The 21,957-nt window shown below is 77.2% G+C and carries 19 protein-coding genes; 9 read left to right on the forward strand and 10 right to left on the reverse strand.

Annotated elements, in window-relative coordinates; translation table 11 throughout:
• The first annotated feature begins 105 nt into the window (after window positions 1–105).
• Window positions 106–510 (forward strand): NUDIX domain-containing protein, encoded by a 405-nt coding sequence (locus tag CP974_RS01790; RefSeq protein WP_373276748.1) that lies wholly within the window; start codon window positions 106–108, stop codon window positions 508–510.
• 272 nt (window positions 511–782) lie between these two features.
• Here CP974_RS01790 and CP974_RS01795 read toward each other — a convergent pair whose 3' ends face one another.
• Complete coding sequence (locus tag CP974_RS01795; protein WP_051839550.1) at window positions 783–1,802, reverse strand: alpha/beta hydrolase; 1,020 nt, start codon at window positions 1,800–1,802, stop codon at window positions 783–785.
• Between the two features lie 160 nt (window positions 1,803–1,962).
• On the opposite strand from CP974_RS01795, the gene CP974_RS01800 reads away from it, so the two are divergent.
• Together CP974_RS01800 and CP974_RS01805 are read left to right on the forward strand one after the other, a co-directional pair.
• Entirely contained in the window at window positions 1,963–2,631 is a 669-nt protein-coding gene (locus CP974_RS01800; protein ID WP_031132661.1) for a class I SAM-dependent methyltransferase, read from the forward strand.
• A gap of 198 nt (window positions 2,632–2,829) precedes the next feature.
• The gene (locus CP974_RS01805) at window positions 2,830–3,984 is read left to right on the forward strand and encodes a hypothetical protein (RefSeq protein ID WP_031132659.1); all 1,155 of its coding nucleotides are present in this window, start codon (window positions 2,830–2,832) and stop codon (window positions 3,982–3,984) included.
• Window positions 3,985–4,057: 73 nt separating this feature from the next.
• On the opposite strand, the gene CP974_RS01810 is transcribed toward CP974_RS01805, so the two are convergent.
• The 3 genes from CP974_RS01810 to CP974_RS01820 all read right to left on the reverse strand — a co-directional run bounded on the left by CP974_RS01810 (window position 4,058) and on the right by CP974_RS01820 (window position 6,811).
• Window positions 4,058–4,960: a class E sortase gene (locus tag CP974_RS01810; protein ID WP_223844499.1), complete on the reverse strand. Its 903-nt coding sequence runs from the start codon at window positions 4,958–4,960 to the stop codon at window positions 4,058–4,060.
• A gap of 177 nt (window positions 4,961–5,137) precedes the next feature.
• Window positions 5,138–6,142, reverse strand: coding sequence for a MerR family transcriptional regulator (locus CP974_RS01815; RefSeq protein ID WP_031129988.1), 1,005 nt, complete (start codon window positions 6,140–6,142; stop codon window positions 5,138–5,140).
• A gap of 3 nt (window positions 6,143–6,145) precedes the next feature.
• Complete coding sequence (locus CP974_RS01820) at window positions 6,146–6,811, reverse strand: HEAT repeat domain-containing protein (protein WP_031129989.1); 666 nt, start codon at window positions 6,809–6,811, stop codon at window positions 6,146–6,148.
• A 230-nt stretch (window positions 6,812–7,041) separates the two neighbouring features.
• Between CP974_RS01820 and CP974_RS01825 the strand changes: the two genes are divergently transcribed.
• The 3 genes from CP974_RS01825 to uppS are packed head-to-tail and all read left to right on the forward strand — an operon-like array spanning window position 7,042 to window position 10,380.
• Window positions 7,042–7,650, forward strand: a complete 609-nt coding sequence (locus CP974_RS01825) for an ABC transporter ATP-binding protein (protein WP_031129990.1) — start codon at window positions 7,042–7,044, stop codon at window positions 7,648–7,650.
• Entirely contained in the window at window positions 7,647–8,513 is an 867-nt protein-coding gene (locus CP974_RS01830) for a membrane protein (RefSeq protein ID WP_037937271.1), read from the forward strand. Before CP974_RS01825 ends, CP974_RS01830 begins: the two co-directional genes overlap by 4 nt.
• 13 nt (window positions 8,514–8,526) lie before the next feature.
• Window positions 8,527–10,380 carry a polyprenyl diphosphate synthase gene (gene uppS, locus CP974_RS01835; protein WP_031129992.1) on the forward strand — a complete coding sequence of 618 codons (1,854 nt, stop codon included), beginning with the start codon at window positions 8,527–8,529 and terminating at the stop codon, window positions 10,378–10,380.
• 203 nt (window positions 10,381–10,583) lie between these two features.
• Here uppS and CP974_RS01840 read toward each other — a convergent pair whose 3' ends face one another.
• The 5 genes from CP974_RS01840 to CP974_RS01860 all read right to left on the reverse strand — a co-directional run bounded on the left by CP974_RS01840 (window position 10,584) and on the right by CP974_RS01860 (window position 17,238).
• Window positions 10,584–12,602, reverse strand: coding sequence for a helix-turn-helix domain-containing protein (locus CP974_RS01840; RefSeq protein WP_031129993.1), 2,019 nt, complete (start codon window positions 12,600–12,602; stop codon window positions 10,584–10,586).
• A gap of 369 nt (window positions 12,603–12,971) precedes the next feature.
• The gene (locus CP974_RS01845) at window positions 12,972–13,448 is read right to left on the reverse strand and encodes an NUDIX hydrolase (RefSeq protein ID WP_031129994.1); all 477 of its coding nucleotides are present in this window, start codon (window positions 13,446–13,448) and stop codon (window positions 12,972–12,974) included.
• Window positions 13,449–13,576: 128 nt separating this feature from the next.
• Window positions 13,577–15,187 carry an apolipoprotein N-acyltransferase gene (gene lnt / locus CP974_RS01850; RefSeq protein WP_031129996.1) on the reverse strand — a complete coding sequence of 537 codons (1,611 nt, stop codon included), beginning with the start codon at window positions 15,185–15,187 and terminating at the stop codon, window positions 13,577–13,579.
• Window positions 15,188–15,657: 470 nt separating this feature from the next.
• Window positions 15,658–16,245, reverse strand: a complete 588-nt coding sequence (locus CP974_RS01855; RefSeq protein WP_223844500.1) for a hypothetical protein — start codon at window positions 16,243–16,245, stop codon at window positions 15,658–15,660.
• A gap of 201 nt (window positions 16,246–16,446) precedes the next feature.
• A complete protein-coding gene (locus CP974_RS01860) occupies window positions 16,447–17,238 on the reverse strand; it encodes a glutamate racemase (protein ID WP_031129999.1) in 792 nt (263 codons plus the stop codon).
• Between the two features lie 58 nt (window positions 17,239–17,296).
• On the opposite strand from CP974_RS01860, the gene CP974_RS01865 reads away from it, so the two are divergent.
• Window positions 17,297–18,544, forward strand: coding sequence for a glycosyltransferase (locus CP974_RS01865; RefSeq protein WP_031130000.1), 1,248 nt, complete (start codon window positions 17,297–17,299; stop codon window positions 18,542–18,544).
• 69 nt (window positions 18,545–18,613) lie between these two features.
• Here the strand turns inward: CP974_RS01865 and CP974_RS01870 are convergent, their stop codons facing one another.
• Window positions 18,614–20,164 carry a TerD family protein gene (locus CP974_RS01870; protein ID WP_031130001.1) on the reverse strand — a complete coding sequence of 517 codons (1,551 nt, stop codon included), beginning with the start codon at window positions 20,162–20,164 and terminating at the stop codon, window positions 18,614–18,616.
• Between the two features lie 252 nt (window positions 20,165–20,416).
• On the opposite strand from CP974_RS01870, the gene CP974_RS01875 reads away from it, so the two are divergent.
• Window positions 20,417–20,929, forward strand: a complete 513-nt coding sequence (locus CP974_RS01875; protein ID WP_031130003.1) for a DUF6643 family protein — start codon at window positions 20,417–20,419, stop codon at window positions 20,927–20,929.
• A 47-nt stretch (window positions 20,930–20,976) separates the two neighbouring features.
• Window positions 20,977–21,840 carry an MOSC domain-containing protein gene (locus CP974_RS01880; protein ID WP_031130004.1) on the forward strand — a complete coding sequence of 288 codons (864 nt, stop codon included), beginning with the start codon at window positions 20,977–20,979 and terminating at the stop codon, window positions 21,838–21,840.
• The last annotated feature ends 117 nt before the right edge of the window (window positions 21,841–21,957 follow it).

A 21,957-nucleotide genomic window follows, 5' to 3' on the forward strand; every position in this document is an offset into this window, starting at 1 on the left:
TTCCACACCGTCCGGGGGTCCGCGTACCGTCGGGGCCGTGGAGACGACGACGCACCGGCGGGCCGTCCGGTCATCTGCCTGGACGCCGCCGACCGCCTGCTGCTCCTGCACTGGCGCGACCCGGCCACGGGGACGCTGCTGTGGGAGCCGCCCGGCGGCGGGGTGGAACCCGGTGAGACGCCCCTGGAGGCGGCCCGCCGGGAGCTGTTCGAGGAGACCGGGCTGGTCCCCGCGGCGGTCTCGGACCGGTCCGTGCCCGTCGCGCGCGACGTCCGGTGGAACGGCAGGCGGTACACGGGGACCGAGGACTTCTTCCTCGCCCGGTTCACCGGGGAGCGGCCCGCGCCGACGCGGGCCGGGCTGCTCCCCCGCGAACGCGCGCACCTGCGCGGACATGCCTGGCTCACCCGGTCCGAGGTGGCGGAGCTGCGCGACCTGGTCGAGCCGCCGCGCCTGGCGGCGGTGCTCAGCGCCCTCGCACCGGAGACCCCCCGGCCCGGGGGACCGTGACCCCTCCCTTGCCGCCCCCGGGGCGGCGTCCGGCCGAGCCGACCCGGCGGACGGGAGCCCGTGGGACGGGAGCCGTCCGGTGGCGCGTCCGGTCAGGCCCGTACGCCCGGGGCGGCCGGTGGCGCGGCCGGTGCCCCACCGGACCGCCTCGCGGACCGGGCCGCCCGGGACTGGACCCGCGCCGCCGGCGCCGGGCGCCGGGGCGCACCGCCGTGCAGGAGTCACCGGGAGGTGCGCGCCTCCCGGACAACGACTCGGCGGCGGCCCTCCGGCTACCGGCGCGGGCCGCCGCGCAGGGCGCCCAGCAGGGTCGGCAGCGCGTGCCGCAGTTCGCGGTACCCGTAGGTGCCGCTGTGGGTGCCGGGGTAGATGTGGGTGGTCACCGGGGCCCTCAGCGACGTGAGCCGGTCGGCCAGCATGCGGGTCTCCTCCCCGCAGACGGCCTCGGTGACGGAGACGACCCCCGCGTCCGCCAGCGCCACCCACTTCTCGGTGCCGGGGATGTGCGGGTCGGGGTCCCCGCCGTCGAGCGGGCCCGGGGTCCCGTCCCCGGAGGCCAGGTAGACGGGCGTGCGGCGCAGTCCCCCGGCGTGGCGGTAGGGGTCCCAGGCCAGCCAGACGTCCCACTGCTCCCAGGGGTCACCGAAGACCGCGTAGCCGTCCACGCCGACGAACTTCGCGCCGGACAGCCACATCTCGGGGTGCCGGATCGGGTGCACCGGCGCCCCGAAGGCGGCGACCGCGCCGAACAGGCCGGGGATCCGGGCGGCCATCCCGAGGGCGCCGAAGCCGCCCTGCGACTCGCCGGCCGCCGCTCTGCGCGTCCCGGCGCCGTAAGCCCGCTCGACCAGGGGCACGACCTCGCGCAGGAAGTAGGTGCGCACCCTGGGCGGGCCCTGCCTGCCGTGGTTCCACCAGTCGGTCCAGAATCCGAAGAGCGGCATGGCGGGCATGACCACCAGCACGTCGAGCAGTTCGGCGAGCTCCTGCACGCGGAACATCGTGGTCCACGTGGTGTGGTCGCCGTCACCTCCCGCCAGGAGGTAGAGGGTGGGCCAGCGGTCGTCCGGCGCGCGGCGGTCCCATCCGCGCGGGGTGAGCAGGGCGACGCGGCTGGAGCCGCCCAGGGCCGGGGAGTCGACGGTCAGCTCGACGAGCCGCTCGTCCAGGCGCCGTTCGGCGAGGACCCGGCCCGAGGCGTTCGCGGTCGCCGCTGCGGACAGGGCGTGGCCTGCGGTCAGCATGGCCGCGCCGGCGAGCACCGTGCGGCGTCGTGCGTACGGGTTCGGCATACCCCGCATTATCGGCGGGCGGCGCCCGGTCCTTGAGTGGTCTCCCGGCCAGTCCCCGGTCGCGTCGAGGTCTCCGCCGGTCGCCGGGGAAGGCCCGTGCGCCCAAAGGGCGTTGGCCGAATCGGGGCGGCGCGCCGCCGTGTGCTCCTAGGGTGGGCCGATGCATGCGAACCGTATCGAACGCCCCGCCGATCTCGACGTGGTGCGTGACTCCTACGACCGGGTGGCCGACAACTACGTCGACATGGTGCTGACGACGGGGATCGGCGACATCCGGCGCCACCCCTGGTACAAGGCGTCGATCGACGCCTTCGCCGACACGGTGGGCGGGCTCGGGCCCGTCCTCGACGTGGGCTGCGGGCCCGGCACGGTCACCGCCTACCTGGCCGAGCGCGGACTCGACGTGTCCGGGGTGGATCTGTCGCCCCGGATGATCGAGCACGCGCGGCGCCTGCATCCGCGGTGCCGGTTCGAGGTCGCCTCCGCGACCGATCTCGACCTGGCCGAGGCGTCCCTCGGCGGCGTGCTCGGGTGGTGGTCGCTCTTCAACCTCCCCCGGGACGTGCTGCCCCGCGTACTCGCCCTCTTCGCGCGGGCGTTGAAGCCGGGCGGGCATCTCATCACCGCCACCCACGTCGGGGACGGGGACGTGGTGCGCACCGAGGCGTACGGCGGTGTGCCCGTGCGCTGGACGACCCATCGGTGGCGGCCGGAGCAGCTCGTGGACCTGATCGAGCGGGCCGGTCTGCGCCCGGTCGCGGAACTTCGGGTACCGGCGGACGAGCACACCGGGCCGGGGGTGGTCGTCATGGCCGGGCGGACCGGCTGAGGCCCCGGCCGCAGCACCGTGGGCCGGGGCGGGCCGCTGCCGTGGGGACGGCCGCCGCGCGGGGCTTCCCGCCCCGGCCGCCGTGGCACGGCCGTGGCTCCCGGCCGCCGACGGCGAACGGCTGGAAACCACCGCGTCGCGGGTGGCCCGCGCGGGGAGATACCAGCGGTTGCCATCGGAAAGCACTCAGGGGGCCACATGGTGCGCAAACGGGAGTTCGAAGAGTTCGAAAGGCATGTCAGGGGTGAGCTGGCACATGTGCGCGAGCAACTGCGGCGTCTCGACGACCCGGCGGTCGGGCTGTCCGCCCTGCACGGGGAGACGGCGCGGAGCGGGCTGCGGCTCCAGGAGCTCGTCCAGGCCGGCGTCACCGAACTGCGCAAGGAGAACCGGGAGGTACGCAGCCGGCAGGACCGCCTGATCGGCGAACTCCACGAGGCCAGGAGCGAGCTGCGGGACCTCCGCGAGCTCACCGACGCCCTGCGCGCCGCGCTCCCCCGGCCCCGCGCCGCGGCCGAGGACACGGTGGAGGGGCCGGAGGGCGGGGAGTGGCCGGACGGCCGTCCGGAGGGGACACCGGGTCGGCCGCCCGCCCACCCCGGGACGCCGGCCGGCGACGCGTCCGGGCACGGCGGCGACGCGTCCGGGCACGGCCCCGGCGCCGCCACGCCGGACCACCGGGGCGGCGCCGGCACCGCGGCGCCCGAGCCGGCCGCACCCGGCGCCCCGTCACCCGGCGCCGCCGCATCCGACACCGCACCGGCCGGCATCGCGCCGGCCGACACCGCGCCGACCCACGCGAACGCCGACCAGCAGGGGGAGACCATGGAGAGCACCCACCCGCACCCGCACCCGTCCGGCGACGGCGGAGACCTCGACCACCGGGCCCTCAGGAACGCCGTCGAGGCCGCCTACCGGGGCGCGGACACGCCCACGGCCACCGCGCCCGCAGCCCCACCGGCCTCCCCGGACCGGCCCGGCGACCCACGCGTCGCCCACGGCGTCCTGCTGCTGAAGGCGGCCGGCGTCGCCACCGTCGAGCTGCTCGCGCACCGCGACACCTGGGAGTGGCTGGCCGCGCTGGCCGCGGACCACGACCACTTCCGCACCCCGCCGGCCGTGGAGGACGTCAAGGAGGGCCGCGTCCGCACCGTCCTCTCCGGGCGCTCGCTCATCGCGGTCCTCATCAAGCTGTGGGCCACCCGCGCCGACGCCGCCCCGCTGGAGGCGAACTGGGCGATGGCCACGACGGCGTACCACCGCGTCGCGGACGGACTCGCCGACGTCACCGGCCGGGGCCAGACCGTGCGCATCGTCCTCGACGACGGATCCCCGCACTCCGCCGAGGGGTGACCGGGCGCCGGCCGGCCGTGGCCGCTTCTCCGGTGCCGGGCGGGAGCGCCCCCCGGAGGGCCCGCGCGGGTGGTCAGGAGGTGCTCGGCGCGGCTGACGCGGGCTTCGACGAGACGAGGACGCCGATCTTGTCGATGCGGTGCTCCGGGTTGCCGAGGCCGTCGCGCCAGTGGTTGCCCGCGGCGTCGTCCTCGGGCGTCGCACAGGTCGAGAGCGTGATCATGGGCTGGGTCGGTTCCTGCCCCGGACGGCCCGGCACCGCGGCGCGCTGCTCCGCCAGGGAGCGCTCCGACCGGAAGGACGTCGTCCTGGTCCCGGTGATCCGGTACTCGTACACCGTGCCGCCCGCGGTGACGAGCACCCGGTCACCGGCCTCCAGGGACGGCAGGTCGCGCAGCGGGCCGCCCGCGGAGAGCCGGTGCGCGGTGACCAGGTAGTTGCCGACCTCGCCGGGGCCCACGCCGCCCCGCTCTCCGTACGGGCTGGCGGCGAGGCCCTTGTCCTGGATGCGGGTGCCGGGGCGGTCGTCGGTGGTGCCCTCGTACGGCACGACGCGCAGGTCCTCGACGCCGATCTCCGGAATGGCGAGCCGGGCGGGCCGGGTGCGCGCGTCTCCCGGCGGGGGCGACGGCTCGGACGGCCGGTCGGGGGGCGGGGCAGGGGGCTTGGGGGTGCTGCTCGTGCCCTCGGCGGGAGCCGGGGCCGGCGGTGCGGCCGGGGCGGCCCACGCCGGGGGCGGGGTCAGGGTCCTGGCCGTGGCCGGGGCGGGCAGGGCTGCCGGGTCGGCCGCCGTGGGCGGGAAGGGCACGGCGGGCGTGCCTTCGGGGGCGGTCGCCGCGCCGCCGGCGGGGGCGGCCGGGGTGACGGCGACCGCCGCCGGGCCGTCGCCGCCCGGAGGGCCCGCGCCGGCGACACAGCCGGTCAGGGCCACCGCGGCGGCGGCCAGTACCGCGGGAACGGCGGGACGACTCGGCATGGTGTTCCAGGGGGAAGGGGCTGCGGGACGGCGGGGGTCCTCCGGATCGGGACCACGGCGACGGCGTGCGATCGCCCGTCCCTTCCACCATGCCCCCGCGCCGGACCCGGTCGCCACCCCCAGGGCCACGGCCTCCGGGCAGGGAGGGGCGACGGGCGGGCCTCCGCCCCGGGAGCGTTACCGCGCGGCGCGCACCGTGAGGACGTACGCCGCGGTGAGCGCGACGACGCGGTCCTCGTCCTGGGCCAGCTCCGTCAGGGCGCGGGTCGCGGTGTCCCCCGGAATGTCGGCGAGCGCCTGCGTCAGCCTCCGGCGTGCGGAGGGGACGGCGGCGCCGCGGGCGAGGCGGACCACGAGCCCGGTGGCGATCCGCTCGGCGAGCGCGGGATCGCGGGCCAGCGCGCTCAGCGCGTCGGCCGCGTCGGCGTCGCTCCGCGCTTCGACGATCATGGCGATCAGCGGCTCGGCCGCGTCGGCCGCTCCGCGCTCCCCGAGCGCCAGGGCCGCGTACTCCCGGACCGCCGTGTCCGGGTCCGCGAGCGTGTCCCGCAGCAGCGCGGTCGCCCGGTCGTCCGGGATCTCGGCGAGGGACCGCACGGCGCGTACGCGCACCTCCGGTTCGGGTGCGCCGAGCCCGCGCGCCAGCGGCGCGATCGCCTCCCCGCCCGCGCGCGCCAGGGCCCAGCGGAGGGCCCCGGCGACGTGCGGGTCGGACTCGCCGAGGACCGCCTCGGCCAGCGCCGCCACCGGCACGGAGCCCTCGCGCGCGGTGGACAGGGCGGCGCGCTGCCGCGCCCCCGTGCTCCTCGACTCCAGAGCCCGCAGGAGCGCGACGGTCTGGAGGACGTCCTCCCACCCGGCGGGCCGCGCGGCGCCGATCCGCCGGAGCCGGGTGAGCAGCGCGGTCTGGGCCGCGATGCGCTCCCGCGTCCGCCGGACGAGGTCGCCGACGAGCTGCTCGGGCGCGAACCCGGGGTCGTCGAGGGCCCGCCCCACGTCGTGCAGGGAGAGGCCCAGCGACCGCAGGCTCTCGATGTGGAAGATCCGCCGGATGTCGTCGGCGGAGTACTCGCGGTACCCGGCGCCGGTGCGGCCCGTGGGCCGCACCAGGCCGATCGACTCGTAGTGCCTGAGCATGCGGGCCGTGACCCCGGACCGCCGCGCGACCTCGCCGATCAGCACCGCCTACCGCTCCTCCCGGCCGCCTCCGCCGAGGGCGACGACACGTCTGGCCTCCTCGACGGCGTACGCGAACCCGGCGTCCGGGTCGCGCCGCAGCCGTTCCGTGACCACGGCGTGCTCGCGTACGCCGGGGTCGGGGTGGCCGGTCGCGGCGTGCAGCGCCGGCAGCACCGCCTCACCGAGCGCGATCAGCGCCCTGCTGAGGCTGAGCCGGGTCTCGCGCCCGCCGCGCCCCAACTGCCCCGCCAACTCTACGGCCAGCTCGTGCTCCTCGCCCTCGGGTACGAGCACGACCGCGGCCCGCCAGGCGCTGCGCGCCACCTCGTCGTCGGCGTCGGACAGCAGCTCCGGTGTGATCACCGGCCATGCCCGCCGGTCCTGGATCTTGGACAGGGTGTGCAGCGCCTGGCTCCGCGCCTGCGCTCCCCCCGTGCGGACCTCGCGGACGAGCACCGGGACCGTCACCGCCGCCGGGAGGCGGGTGAGCGCCCACGTCAGCATCTCCCGTACGGAGAAGTCCGGTTCCACGGCGCACCGCTCGACGAGCGTGCCGACCGCGGCCGGGTCCGGGGCCGTTCCCACCGCGAGGGCCGCCCGCAGCCGGGCCGACGGGGCGCCGTCCCGCAGGGCCCTGAGCGCCCGCCCGTGGTGCTCTTCTGTCATGGTCATCGGGACCACCTCCGGGACGACAGTGAAGACCTTGCCACCGTGTCAAGGTCAAGCGCTTGCCGGGGGCGCCCCGGCCCGCGCCGGAGACGCGGCCACCAGGAGGCGGGTACCCGACGTGCTGCGGGATGTCGCCGGCGCCTCCGAACGTCCGTGCGGTCCGTGTCCTCGGCACCGCGTGCTCGTTGGGCCGTTCGGGTAACGGCCGGCTCGGGTCCGAGGGGGAGACAGGCGTGGAGGTCAGGGATGTGCGCCATGCCTACCGTCGGCACACGGTCCTGCGCGGTGTCGACCTCCGGCTGCGTCCGGGCACGCTGTGCGGGATCGTCGGGGAGAACGGCGCCGGCAAGTCAACGCTGCTGAAGGTCCTGGCCGGTGAGCTGCGGCCGACGAGCGGCACGGTGCGCCACGGCGGCCGGTTCGGTTACTGCCCGCAGCACGTCATCCTCAACGACGCCCTCACCGTCCGGCAGCACCTGATGTACTTCCGGACGGCCTACCTCCTGGCTGACCTGCGGTACGCCGAGGAGGTCATGGAGGTGCTGGGCCTCACCGGATACGCCGACGAGCGAACCGGCGCGCTCAGCGGCGGCACACGGCAGAAACTGAACCTGACGCTGGCGCTCATGCACGATCCGCGGGTGCTGCTGCTGGACGAGCCGTATCAGGGGTTCGACTGGGACACCTACCAGCGGTTCTGGGACCTGGCCGGACGGCTGCGGGACGCGGGGCGTTCGGTCCTGGTCGTCTCGCACCTGGCGTACGACACCGGGCGCCTGGACGAGCTGTGGCGCCTGGCCCACGGACGGCTCCGCCCGGAAGGGGAGGGGGCCGCGGCATGAGGTCCCACCTGACCTGCTTCGCCGTCGCCACCCGGTTCGCGCTCGTCGAACACGGCCGCAACCGGTTCGCCGTGATCCTGGTGGGCCTGTTCGTCCCGGTGTGGACGACCCTGGCGTACCTGGCGATGCCCGACGCCCCGGCGCGGATGCGGCTTCGCGCCACCGGAGAGGCACTGGCGCCGCACGGCAACGAACTGACCGAGATCAGCGGCGCGCTCAACGCCGTCACGCTGATCACCGGCTTCATGATGTTCTCCGCCACCTTCTCCGGCAGCGGCTTCGACCGCAGGCTGGCCCTGGCCGGCTACCCCCGCGTCCCTCTCGTCCTGGCGAAGGTCACCGCCCTGGCCCTGGCCTCGGCCGCGGTCGCCGCCTACGCCACCGCGGTCACCTGCCTGGCCTGGACACCGCGCCAGCCTCTCCTGCTCGCCGCCGCGCTGTTCTGCGCCGGCCTCACCTACGGTGCGCTCGGAGTCGGCTTCGGCTCCCTGCTGCGCCGCGAGGTCGAGGGCATGTTCGCCATCGTGATGACCAGCATCATCGACCTCGCGCTGCAGAACCCCATCAGCAGCTCCGGGGCCGACAGCGCGATCACGCGCTTCCTGCCTTCGTACGGGGCCATGCAGGCCGCCACCGCCGCCGGGGTCTCCACCTCCCCGGTGCCCGGCCACCTGGCCATCCAGCTCGCCTGGTTCGCGGTGGCGTCCCTGATCGCGCTCGCGGGCTTCCACCGCAGCACCCGCAGCTCCCTGCCGTCGACCGCCCGGCCCCCGCTGCCCGGCCCGGGCAGCGGGGCGGGCCGTTCCGAGGCGGGCCGCCCCGCGGCGCCGCCGGCGGCGGTGTCCGGCACGGAATCACCTTGAGGTCCAGGTCCCCATGCGCACCACACCACGGTCCACGACGCAGGACACCGAGGCCGCCCCGCGCGCACGGTGGCGGCGGCTGGCCGCGCGCTCACGCTCCGGTGAGGACCCGTCCCTGCGGGCCGCGTACCGGGCGTGCCGACTCACCACGCGGCAGCACGATCCCGGGATGTACGCCCTCGTCCAGCTCATGCCGCCGGCGCTGCGCCCGGCCGGGTGGGCGCTGTGGGCGGCGGCGAACGTCCTCGACGACCTCGCCGACCAGGACGGTGCGGAGCCGGCGGAACGCGCGGCCCGCGTCGAGGCGTGGACCAAGGCCCTGCGGCGCGACGTCGCAGCCGGCTCCGGCTCCGACCCGGTCCGGCGCGCCCTGGTCGACACCGCCCTGCGGTGGGGCCTGGACCTGTCCGGACTGTACGGCGCCATGGCCGGCACACGCGACGACGTCCGCGGCCGGCGCTTCGCGGACTGGGCCGAGTGGCGGGCCTGGTGCGACGAGGGGGTCGTGCCCTGGGTCGACCAGGTGGGGCACCTGTTCGAACGGGCCGGAGCGCCCATGGCGCCGCGGTTCGACCGGCGGGGGGACTACGAGCACTTCATCAGCGGTGCCCAGCTCACCGACACCCTCACCGACCTCGGTTCCGACCTCGCCCAAGGGCTTCTGCTCCTGCCGCGGGAGGCCCTGGACGCCTGGCCGGGCGCGGAGGACGACCTGAGGCGCGGGCGCTGGAGCCCGGCCGCGGCGGCTCTGGTCGGCGCGACGACCGACCTGGCGCGCACCTGGGTGGCCAGGCCCGGCCTGACGCGAGGCATGCATCCGGGCGCCGCCAACCTGCTCGACACGGCGGCGCGCCTGCTGCGCGCCCAGCTGGACGCCGTCGACGCGGCCGGCGCCTCCCTGCTCGATCGCACCCCGCGCCCCTCCCTCGCGGCCCGCGCGCGCATCCTCGCCCCCGCGCGCGTCCGCGCCCGCCTGGCCTGGAGCCTGACGCCCCGGGCCGTTCCCGCGCCCCGGCGCCCCGCGGCGGACGCGAGCGGTCCGCGCCCGGCGGTGGCCGCGGACACCGTCCTGCGGCCTCCGCCGCCGCACTCCGGCGGGGCGCGGCCCCCGCGGATCGCCGCCGACCGGATGCCCCGCCACGTGGCGATCGTCATGGACGGCAACGGCCGTTGGGCCCAGCAGCGCGGCCTGCCCCGGTCCGAGGGCCACCGCGCCGGCTCCGTCGCGGCGCACGAGATGGTCTACGGCGCCCTGGAGATCGGTCTGCGCCACCTCACCCTCTACGCGTTCTCCACCGAGAACTGGAAACGCGACACCGGCGAGATCACCGCGATCCTGGAGGGGGTCCGGCGGGACCTCGACGCGGGCCGCATCCGCGATCTCGACGTACGTCAGCGCTGGTCGGGGCGTCCCGGCAGACTGCCCGAGGAACTCGTCCAGGCGTTCGCGCACGAGGAGCGCCGCACCCGCGCCCGCACCGGACTGACCCTCACGGTGTGCCTCGACTACGGCGGGCGCGACGAGATCACCCGGGCCGCCGCGGCCCTCGCCCGGGCCGCGCAGGCGGGCGACGTGGTCCCCGACCTCGTCGACGAGGAGGTCTTCGCCCGCCACCTGCCGCACCCCGACATGCCGGACGTCGACCTGCTGTGGCGCACCGGGGGCGAGCAGCGCACCTCCAACTTCCTCCCCTGGCAGGCCACGTACGCCGAGCTGTACTTCACCCCCGGGCCCTGGCCCGACGTCGACCGGCGCGACCTGTGGCAGGCCGTCGCCGAGTACGGCCGGCGCCGGCGCCGGCACGGCGCCGCCGTCCCCCTCGCCTCCCCGCGGAAGCCGCCGACCGCCCCGTCCGCTCCGCTCTGACGCACCGGGCCCAGGCCGACCGGCCCCGGCCCCCGGCGGCTGCGAGCGCGCGCCGCGCGGCAGCGCACGGTCACCGGCGACTCCACCGCTGCCCGGCCGCGCCCTTCGTCCACCGGCCTCCTCCGCGGTGGCCCGGCCGGCCGTCGTCGGCGGGTCACCGCGTCGGGGCCCGCCGCCGGGTGCCGGGCGCGGCCGGCCGGGCCTCAGCGGGACAGGGCCGGGGACAGCAGGTGCAGGCGCAGCGCCAGCCGGACCTCCAGTGAGCGGTCCGGCGACTGCCAGTCCTCGCCCAGGAGCCTGCCGACGCGCTCCAGTCGCTGCGCGACCGTGTTGACGTGGACGTGCATCAGTTCCCTGGTGCGGGCCGGGCTCATCCCCGTGGCGTAGTACGCGTCGAGGGTGCGCACCAGCTCCGTGCCCCGGCGCCGGTCGTAGGCGACGACGGGGCCGATGGTGCGCTCCACGAAGCCGTCGATGTCCCCCCGGTCGGCGAGCAGCAGCCCCAGGAAGCCCAGGTCGTCGGCGGCGGCGCCCTCGCCCGCGCGGCCCAGCAGTGCCAGGGCGGCCAGGCAGCGGCGGGCCTCCGCGTAGGCGGGGCCGATGGCGGCCGGGTCGGCGGCGGGCGGCTTCGCCGGGGCCGACGCGCCGACGGTGACCGGTTCGCGCAGGGTCCGCCCGAGGTCCAGCGCCGTGCGGCGGGCCACGCCGGCGGCCGTCTCGTCCGGGCCGAGCGGCAGCAGCAGGACCGTGCCGCCGTCGCGGTTCGACGCCAGGCCGCGCCGGGTCGCCGCCAGGTGGGAGGCCGCCGACCACAGCCGCTGCCGGTCCGCGTGGGCCCGCCCCGGTCCGGCGGGCGCGGCGGAGGCCCCGCCGGACGGCCCGCCGGAGGCGGCGGCGGAGGGCGGGCCGGGGGGTGCGCAGGTGCGCGGGTGGGACGCGTCCCCCGGTGCCGTGCCGTCCGCGCCCGCGTCCTCCCGGTCGCGCTCGAGCCGCGCGGCCAGCACCACGTGCCGTACCCCGAAGTCCGCGTGGAGGCGGGCGGCCCGGTCCTTCAGGAGGCGCGGGTCCCGGCCGGGGGCGTCGATCAGGTCGTCCAGCAGCTCGCCCCGTACGCGCTGTTCGGCCTCGCCCGCCGAGCGGTGGGCGAGGAGCAGCAGCGAGGTGACCATCGCGGCGCGCTCCAGGGTCCGCCGGTCGACGGGGTCGAGCCGGTCGCTGCCGCGCAGGACAAGCGCGCCGAACACCTCCCCGCCCGCGGACACGGCAGCGACCCACGCGTCACCGCGCCGGACCGCGCGCCCGTCGGCGGACGCCCTGGGCTGCCGGGCCTCCGTGAACTCGACCGTGCCGCCGAGGACCTCCGACACGGCGTCGGCCACGTCCCGCACGCCGCCGCCGCGCAGCACCAGTTCGGTGAGCCGGTCGTGGACCTCCGAGGCGCGCTCGATCACCCCGCTGCGGTCGCGGATGATGCCGTTGGCCCGCTCCAGCTCGGACAGGGCCGTACGGGTCTCCGCCAGCAGGTTCGCCGTGTCGATGGCGACGGCCGCGTGGGCCGCGAACGAGCCGAGGAGCGCCACCTGTCCGCGCTCGAAGACGCGGGCGCGGCGGTCGGCGGCGAAGAGCACGCCGATGACCTGGCTGCCCAGGGTGAGCGGCACGCCGAGGATGGCGACCAGGCCCTCGTCGCGCACCCCGGCGTCGATGGCGCGCGTGTGCTGGAACCGGTCGTCGCGGAAGTAGTCGTCCGTGACGTACGGGCGGGCCGTCTGGGCGACGAGTCCGCCCAGCCCCTCCCCCATGCCGAGGCGGAGCTGCTGGAAGCGGGCCGAGACCGAGCCGTCCGTGATCCGCATGTACGTGTCGCCCGCCACCGGGTCGTTGAGGCTCAGGTACGCGACCTCGGTGCCGAGCAGGGAGCGTGCGCGCTGCACGATGGCGCGGAGCACCGCGTCCAGGTCGCGCAGGCCCGCGAGGTCGTGGGCGGTCTCGAAGAGGGCGGACAGCTCGGCCTCGCGGCGGCGGCGCCCCTCCAGTTCGGCGCGCACGCGCAGCGCGAGCTGCTTGGCCTGCTCCAGCCCGGCGAGGGCCGCGGCGTCCGCGCCGTCCGCGCGGGCGAGGAGCACCGGCCGGTCGTACGCCTCGACGGCGGCGCCCCGAGCGAGGAGCTCCAGGAAGGGGACCTGGTCGTGCTGGTGGCGGGCCTGCTGTTCTCCGGACATGGTCACAGGGATACCTGCCTGACGTCGGGGTGCACCAGCCCTGTGGACAACCGCACGGGCGGCCTCGGGAGAGGGGACGGCGGACGGTCCTGCCGCCGTCCCCCCTCCCGGGCGGTGTCCGGCCGATCCGTGTCCGGCCCCGGGCGGTGGTCGCCCCGGGGAGGGTGGTCGGCCGGGCGGTGGTCGCCCGGAGGGTGGTCGGCGGCCACATGGGAGGGCCTGGAGGGACATGCGCCCGGCCCATGGGCTGAGGAGACATGGGCAGCGCGCCGTGCGGGGGTGCCGGGCTCAGGCGCGGGCGCGGTCATGCCCCGAACCCTAGGGAGCCGTATGGTCCCCACCCATAGGGCCGCGACCCATACTTCGGCGTCAGGGCATGGTGGCGAACCATGTGGGCTCGTCGGTGCGGGCCTGCTTGATGCGGAACAGCTGGCTCTCGTGGAGGCGCGGCAGCGCGTCGACCGGGAACCAGCCGACCTCCAGCGCCTCGTCGTCGTTGACGCGGGCCTCGCCGCCGGTGGCGCGGCAGCGGAACACGATGTCCATGTACTGGCACCGGTCGCCGTTGGGATAGGTGACGGGCTCCGGCTGGGCCTCGACCATGACGATCCGCTCGGCGACGCACTCCACGGCGGTCTCCTCGTACACCTCGCGCACGGCGGTGACGGCGGGCTGCTCCCCCGGTTCGGCGATGCCGCCGATGAGCGCCCAGCGGCCGTCGTCGGCGCGGCGCATCAGCAGGACGCGGTCGTCGTCGTCCAGGACGACGGCGGTGATGCCCGGCAGCAGGAGCAACTGGTGGCCCGCGGAGGCGCGGATGGCCTTGATGAAGTCCGGTGTCGCCATGTGCCGACCCTACTGGCCGGCGACCCGGCGGCGGTCCGCGCCGGGGGAGGCGGCGGAGCCGGGCACCGGGACGCCCCGGACCGCCCCCTGCGGGGCCTCCGGGCACCCGCCGTCCGGCACCGCGCCGCTCAGGGCTTTCGCGGGCCGGTGCGGCGGGCGCGTACGCCGAGGGCGGCCGCCCCGCCCAGGCCGCCCAGCGCGACCGCGGCCAGCAGCGCCTCGGGCAGGACGCCCATGCGGGTCGCCGGGGTGAGCGAGGAGCGCAGCGGCACCTGTGCGACCAGGGCGTCCGGGGTGAACTGCCCCGACCGCCGCACAATCCGCCCGTCCGGGAGGATGATCGCGCTGACGCCGCTGGTGACCGGCACGACGACAGTGCGGCTGTGCTCGACGGCCCGTACGCGGTCCATGGCGAGCTGCTGGTAGGTCATCTCGCTGCGGCCGAAGGTCGCGTTGTTGCTCGGCACGGAGATCAGCCGGGCGCCGTGCGTGACCGTGTCGCGCGCCGCCCAGTCGAAGGCCGCCTCGAAGCAGGTGACCAGGCCGACGCGGGTGCCCGCCAGGTCGAAGACGCCGACCTCGTCACCGGGGCCGAAGTCCCGGCTGACCCGGTCCACGTCCTTGTTGAAGACCCGCACCACGGACCGCATCGGGATGTACTCGCCGAAGGGCTGGACGTGGCGCTTGTCGTAGGTGGCGACGGGGCCTCGCTCCGGCTCCCACTGCAGGAGCGTGTTGCGCAGGGGGCCCGTCTCCGGGGAGAGGACGGCGCCGACGACCGTCGGCACGCCGATCGCGCGGACCGCCCGGTCGATCGCGTCGCGGGCGTCGGGGTTGCGGTACGGGTCGAGGTCGGAGGAGTTCTCCGGCCACAGGACGAAGTCCGGCTTCGGCTCCCGGCCCGCCGCGACGTCGGCGGCGAGCTGCTCGGTGCGGCGGACGTGGTTGTCGAGGACGGCCCGGCGCTGGGCGTTGAAGTCCAGGCCGAGGCGCGGCACGTTGCCCTGGATCGCGGCGACCGTGGCGGTGCCGTCCTCCGCCTCGGTGGAGACCAGCGGCAGGGCCGCCGCCGCGCCGGTGACCGGGGCGAGGACGGACAGCGCGGCGGCGGCGAGCGGGCCGCGCGGCAGGCCGCCGGTCGCGCGGCGGTCCAGGAGGAGGCGCCCGGCCTCGTACAGGCCGAAACCGCACAGGACGACGGCGAAGCCGAGGACGGGTGTGCCGCCCACGGCGGCCAGGGGCAGGAACACCCCGTCCGCCTGGCCGAAGGCGATCTTGCCCCAGGGGAAGCCGCCGAAGGGGACGCGCGCGCGCAACGCCTCGCCGAGGACCCAGACGGCCGCGGCGAACAGCGGCCAGGCGGGCAGCCGCGACACGGCGGCGACCCCGAGGCAGGTGGCGGCGACGAACAGCGACTCGACGGCGGCCAGCGCCAGCCACGGCACCGCGCCCACCTCCTCGCCGGTCCACACCAGGAGCGGCAGCAGGAACCCGAGCCCGGCGAGGAGGCCCAGCCCGAAGCCCGCCCGCGGACGGCGACCGCGCAGGGTCCAGCCGAGCAGGGCGAACGCGGGGAGGGCCAGCCACCACAGCGGCCGGGGCGGGAAGCTCAGGAAGAGGGCGGCCCCGGACAGCGCGGCGGCGCCGGGCCGTACGAGCCGGTGGAGCGGCCCGCGGATGCGCGGCTCCTGCGGCCGCGGCGGTCCGGGAACGGCGACGGGGGTGGTGGTGGCGCTCACCTGGCGGAGTCTACGGCGCCCCGCCGCACGACGTGGAGCGGGACCGGACCGGCCCGCTCGGCGGAAGGCGGGCCGGGCCGGACGGGGCCGTGCGCCTCACCGCGCGCCGCTCGCGGTTCCGCCCCATGCGCGGAGACCGGCGTCACCCGGCTCACGGTGACCCGCCGGACGAAGCCGCCGGGCCCCCCACGCTGGAGCGGACCGCGCGACCCGCCGGGGGCCGCCGACCTTTGGACGGCGGCGCCGCCCCGACGACACCGGGGGCGAGGCGCCGCCGGAGCGCGGGCGAACCTGCTGGCGGGCCGGATGCCGGGAGGGCGGGGGAACCGCCGGTCCAGCCGGGCCGCACCGGGGACGTCGCCGGCACCCCGGGCGCACGGCCGAAAGGCCGCCGCCCCCGGCCTGGTACCGGGCCGCCGGCAGCCGGTCGGGCGGGCCCCCTGCCGAGGCCGCACGGCCGGGGGCGCCGGTCAGGGCCGGGTGGGCGGTGCTGCGCGACCGAGCAGGTGGAGGCGGTGGCGGATGACGCGGGCCGCCGTCTCGGCGTCGTCCACGGTGACGGTGAGGGTCCGGCCGTCGCCGAGGGTGAGGACGACGCCCTCGCCCCGCCGGACGACGACGGCGGTGCCCTTCCCCGGTCGCCAGCGGCAGCCCCAGCCGCCCCAGGCGCGCGGCGTGACCCCCGGGTCGAACTCGGCGCTCACCACCTGGCCCAGCGGGATGCGCCGGCGGGGCACGCCCATGTGCCCGCACCGCACCTCCAGCGCGTGCCGGTCGACGGTCAGCTCGACGTGGACGAAGGCGAGCGTCCCGAACAGCACGAGCAGCCCGGCGGCGACGCAGCCCACCACCGCCATCAGCGCGGCCGTGACACCGCCCGTCCACACCGCCCCGGCGGCCAGGGCGACCCCGAGCGCGAGGCACCCGGCCCCGGCGGCGGCGAGCAGCCACTGGCACCGGTTCGTCGCGCGCCCCTTCCACGTCTCGGGCACCGCCACGAAGGCGGGGGCGGGGCGGTCGGCTCCCGGCGGGGCGCCGGCGTCGCTGGGCTCCCTCATGTTCGGAGCGTACGCACCGGTCCCCGCCCCGGCTCCCCGGCCGCCGCGACCGGGTGAGACCACCACCGCGCCCGCCGGTGCGACGGGTGCGCGTGCAGCGGGTGGCGGGCCGCCGAGGGCGCCCGGGGCCCAGGCGGTGGGCGCGCCGCCCGCGGGCGCGCCCCATCGGCCGGCGCGGGCCGCCCGGTGGGCGGTCGGCGTTCAGCCCGTGGCGACCGGGCTGCGCAGGAGGCGGCCCTGCGGGTAGCGGAGGGCGGCGGGCGGGAGGGCGGACGGGCGGCCGCTGAGCAGCACCGTGAGAGCGGTGTCGGGGGCCGGGGCGGCGTCCGGGCGGGCGGGTGCTCCGAGGCGGCGCAGGACCTGGGCGGCGACGGCGTCGGCGGAGCCGTACAGCGTGACGTCGCGGCCGGTGACGGGGCGCAGGGCGGCGCGGATGCGCTCCTCGACCAGTTCGTAGTGGGTGCAGCCCAGCACCACGGTGGTCACGGAGGCCGGGGTGAGCGCGGCGGCGGCGGCGACGGCGGCGTCGATCCGGACCTCGTCCGCCTCCTGCACGGCGTCGGCCAGGCCCGGGCAGGGCACCTCCGTGACGTCCACTCCGGCGGCGAACTCGGCGATGAGCCGCCGCTGGTAGGCGCTGCCCGTGGTGGCGGGGGTGGCCCAGATGGCGACGGGGCCGCCGGCCGCGGCAGCGGGCTTGATCGCCGGTACGGTGCCGATGACCGGGATGTCCGGCTCCAGCTCGGCGCGGAGCGCGGGCAGGGTGTGCACGGATGCGGTGTTGCAGGCGACGACGAGGGCGTCCGGCCGGTGCGCGGCGGCAGCGCGGGCCACGGCCAGCGCGCGCGTGGTCAGGTCGTCGGGAGTGCGGGGGCCCCAGGGCATGCCGTCGGGGTCGGAGGAGAGCACGAGCTGGGCGTCCGGCCGCAGCCGGCGCACCGCGGCGGCCGCCGGCAGGAGGCCGATCCCGGAGTCCATGAGCGCGATCTTCACCCGGTCACCCTAGCCGACCGCCCTTCGGCGCGCCCCGTTGTGGGGCAGACTGCGGCGAATGAGCGTGATGGGATGGATCGCCCTCTTCTCGTGTGCCGCGTGGGTGTGGCTGCTCCTCGGGCAGGCCTTGTTCTGGCGGACCGACCAGCGGCTGCCGCCCGGCTCGGCGGAGCCGGAACGGTGGCCGTCGGTCGCGGTCGTGGTGCCGGCGCGGGACGAGGCGGGCGTCCTGCCGGTGAGCCTGCCCTCGCTGCTGGGCCAGGACTATCCGGGCCGGGCGGAGGTGGTCCTGGTGGACGACGGGTCCACGGACGGGACCGGGGACGTGGCCCGCGCGCTGGCCCGCGCCGCGGACCGGGCGCGGCGGCCGGGCGGTGGCGGCCTGCCGCTGACGGTGGTCTCGCCGGGGCCGCCCGAGCCGGGGTGGACGGGGAAGCTGTGGGCGGTCCGGCACGGTGTCGGGGCCGTACGCGCGCGGGAGGGCGGGGCGCCGGAGTTCCTGCTGCTCACGGACGCCGACATCGCGCACGCCCCGGACAGCCTGCGCCGGCTGGTGGCGGCGGCCGAGGCGCACCGCCTGGACCTGGTGTCGCAGATGGCGCGGCTGCGGGTGTCCGGCTGCTGGGAGCGGCTGGTCGTACCGGCGTTCGTCTACTTCTTCTGCCAGCTCTACCCGTTCCGCCGGATCAACCGGGGCGTTGGGCGGACGGCCGCCGCGGCGGGCGGGTGCGTGCTGCTGCGGGCGGAGGCGGCGGGGCGGGCCGGGGTGCCGGAGGCGATCCGGGACGCGGTGATCGACGACGTGGCCCTGGCGCGGGCGGTGCGCCGTGCGGGCGGGCGGATCTGGCTGGGGCTCGCGGAGCACGTGGACAGCGTGCGGCCGTACCCGCGTCTGGCGGACCTGTGGGGGATGGTGGCGCGCAGCGCGTACGCCCAGCTCCGGCACAGCGCCGCCCTGCTGGCGCTGACGGTGGCGGGGCTGGCGCTGGTGTACCTGGCGCCGCCGGTGTGCCTGGCCGCCGGGCTCGCGGGGGCGGGCGGGGCGTCCTCGGCGGGTGGCGGCGGTGCGGCGGCGGTGGCGGCCTGGGCGGGCGGCGCGGCGTGGGCGCTGATGGCGGGTACGTACGCGCCGATGCTCCGCTACTACCGGCAGCCGCTGTGGCAGGCCGCGCTGCTGCCGCTGACGGCGGGTCTGTACCTGCTGATGACGGTCGACTCGGCGGTGCGGCACCACCGGGGGCGGGGCGCGGCCTGGAAGGGGCGCACGTACCCGGCCCCGGCGCCCCGCGCGGCGGCGGACCGGTGACCGCCGCGGCCGTCGCCCGTGCCGCCCGGAGGGGGTGCGGCTGTGCGGCGCGCGGCGCGACGGGGCGGGCTACTTGCGGCCGGGTGTCCACCGCATGCCCCAGCCGTACTCCTGGTCGACGGTCCGCTGGGGGCTGACCCCGCGCGCGGGGACCAGGTAGCGGGCCTCGCGCCGGACGACGAGGTCGTCGCCCTGACGGGTGATCAGGGCGAGGGCGCAGACGGTGGACGGGACGGTGCAGTCGTCGAGGGAGAACTCGACGGGCGCCCCGTGCTCCGGGGTGAGCGTGACGGTGGCGTGCAGGTCGGCGAAGCTGCGGGCGCCCGCGTAGATGGTGACGAAGACGAGGATGCGGCGGAAGTCGGCCTTGTGGTCGAGGTTGACGGTGAGGTTCTCCCCGGTGTCGACGGCGCCCGTGCGGTCGTCCCCGTCGAGGTGGATGTAGGGCGGGTGGTGGAGGGAGCCGAAGGTGCCGCCGAGCGCCTGGACGACGCCCTTGCCGCCGTCCGTCAGCTCGAAGAGGGCGCACAGGTCGAGATCGAACTCGAGGTGGCGGGCGACGGGCATGCCCAGCTTGGCGCCCCAGCCGTGGGCCTGCTCGCGGACGCTCCAGTCGAGGTTGACCCGCAGGGCGCCGGACGTGCCGCCCTGCTTGGCGAGGGACACGGCGGGGGCGTCCTTGGTGAGCGTCACCTTGGACAGCCGCACGGGAACGGGCGCGGGCGCGGAGACCGGGGCCGCCGCGGGCGCGGGCGCGGAGACCGGGGCCGGCGCGGGGGCGGGAGCCGGAGCGGAGACCTGCGCCGGCGCGGGGTCTTGGGCGGGGGCGGGGTCTTGGGCGGGCGCGGGGGCCGGAGCGGAGACCTGCGCCGGCGCGGCGGCCGGTACGGGCGGGGGCGCGGTGCTCGGTGCGGGCGCGGCGGCGGCCGGGGCGGGCCCGCTGCCGGCCCCCACCGGGGACGCGGCCACCGGGGACGCGCCCATCGGGGCGGCGGGCGGCGCGGACACGGGCGGGGAGGCGTGTACGGGCGACGGTTCGGCCTCGGGCGGCGCGGCGGCCGAGGACCCCGGCGCCTGCGGGGCGGCCTGCGAACCGGCCTGCGGTTCGTCGACGACGATGCCGAAGTCCGTCGCCAGGCCCTCCAGTCCGGACCCGTACCCCTGCCCCACCGCGCGGAACCTCCACGCGCCCTGACGCCGGTACAGCTCGCCCATGACGAGGGCGGTCTCCACCGTCGCGCCCCGGCTCTCGAACCGCGCGACCTCCGTGCCGTCCGCCGCGTCCAGCACCCTCACGTACAGCCCGGGCACCTGGCGGAAGGCGCCGCCGTCCGCCGACGCGGCCAGGACGACCTGCTCGACGGCGCTCTCCACACGCGGCAGGTCCACGGTGACGGTGTCCGTGACGGCGGTGCCGGAGGTCCGCCTGCCGTCGAGGCGCACCGCGCCGGAGGGGTGGGCCGGCTGGTTGTAGAAGACGAAGTCCGCGTCGGAACGCACCTTTCCCGACACGAGCAGTAGCGCCGAGACGTCGACGTCCGGTACACCGGGACCCGAACTCCACCCCAATTCGACGCGAAGAGTCCGCGTCGGCACCGGAACATTGGCTCCTTTAAGCATGGACATGCCGCCCCCATCGCGTTCCGCACCCTGGTGACATATGTGCCGACCACGCTAATCCGGCGGCTCCCCGCACGCCCCGCCGACCCGTCGGTAACCCCCTGCCATCTCGGCTTTTACGCGATCTTAAGACGCCGGGAAGACCGATTTTCCCGTGTTGGGCGGCATTGGCGTTCCGTGGGTGCACAAGACGCGGCAAACAACCCGCTTATCAGACTTCCACCCGGCACATCGTGGGCTTAACTTAGGGCCATGACCTCCCCCCGTGCCTCGTACGGCGGTGCGTACTACCACGCGCCGTCGTTCCCGGACACCCCGATCTACGACTCCCTCGTCGCAGAGCGGGGCACGCCTCAGATCGCCCCGATCCGAGTGCCCGCCGCGTACGACACCGGCAGCTCGTACCTGCCGGCGCTCCCCGCGGCCCTCCCGGCGCTCCCGGCGGCGCCCGCGCCGCAGCCCGCCACTCCCTCCTACGGCGGCGGCTACGGCTACCCGGCCCCCGCCCCGCAGCCCGCTCCGGCGGGGTACGCCCCCGCCGCGTACGCCCCGGCACCGGCCGCGCCCGCGCCGTACGTGCCGCAGCAGGCGCACGCCCCGCGCGGCTACCCGGGTCCGCAGGGCCCGCAGCCGATGCGCCCGGTCGCCCCGGCCTCCACCGGCTACGAGGCGATGCGCCCGGCCGCCGCACCGCGTCCCGCCCCGGCGCCCCCGGCCCCGTACGACGACCCGTACCGCAGGCCGTACCAGGGCGGAGGCTACTGACGAGCACCGGACGGGAGGGCAGGGAGCGCCGCTGGCAGGATGGGGCCATGCCGAACGAAGAGGTCACGCCCCGGCCCGCCCTGCGCTCCCTGCACGTCTACCCCGTGAAGGCCCTCGGGGGCTTCGCGCCCGCTCAGGCGGCCGTGGAGCCGTGGGGCCTGGCCGGCGACCGGCGCTGGATGGTGGCCGACCGGGACGGCAAGGCGGTGACCCAGCGTCAGCACGCGGCGCTGGCGCCCGCCTCCGCCGCGCCGCTGCCGGACGGCGGGGTGCGGGTGTCGGCACCCGGCCGCGCCCCGCTGGCCGTCGCCGTGCCCGACCCGGCGTCGTGCGGGACGGTCGCCGTGGACGTGTTCGGCACGAAGGTCGAGGCCGTGCCGGCCGGTGCGGAGGCGGACGCGTGGTTCAGCGCGTACCTCGGCGCCGGCGTACGGCTGGTGCACATGGACGACCCGGCGCGCCGCCGTCCGGTCGACCCCGCCTACGCGCGCGGGGGCGAGACGGTCAGCTTCGCCGACGGCTTCCCCCTGCTGGTCACCACGACCGCCTCGCTCGACGCGCTCAACGCCCTGATCGCGGCGGGCGACCACGCCGACGAGGGACCGCTGCCCATGGAGCGCTTCCGGCCGAGCGTCGTCGTGGACGGCACGGCCGCCTGGGAGGAGGACCGGTGGGCGCGCATCGCCGTCGGCGAGGTGGTCTTCCGCGTCGCCAAGCCGTGCGGCCGCTGCGTCGTGACCACCACCGACCAGCGGACCGGAGTCCGGGGCAAGGAGCCGCTGCGCACGCTCTCGCGGCACCGCAGGTCCGGCTCCAAGGTGATCTTCGGCCAGAACCTCGTCCCGGAGTCCACCGGCACCCTGCGCGTCGGTGACCCGGTGCGCGTCCTCGCCACCCGCGACGACGGCTGACTCCCGGCCGGTCGGTACGGGCGCGTGGCCGGACGGGCGGCGCACGCGGCGGGGCGCGCCGGGCGCGTGGCGGGGCCCGTGGCGGGGCCCGTGTCCCGCCGTGAGGTCCGCACGCCC

It is taken from the genome of Streptomyces fradiae ATCC 10745 = DSM 40063 (genome assembly GCF_008704425.1).
Classification (GTDB): Bacteria; Actinomycetota; Actinomycetes; order Streptomycetales; family Streptomycetaceae; genus Streptomyces; species Streptomyces fradiae.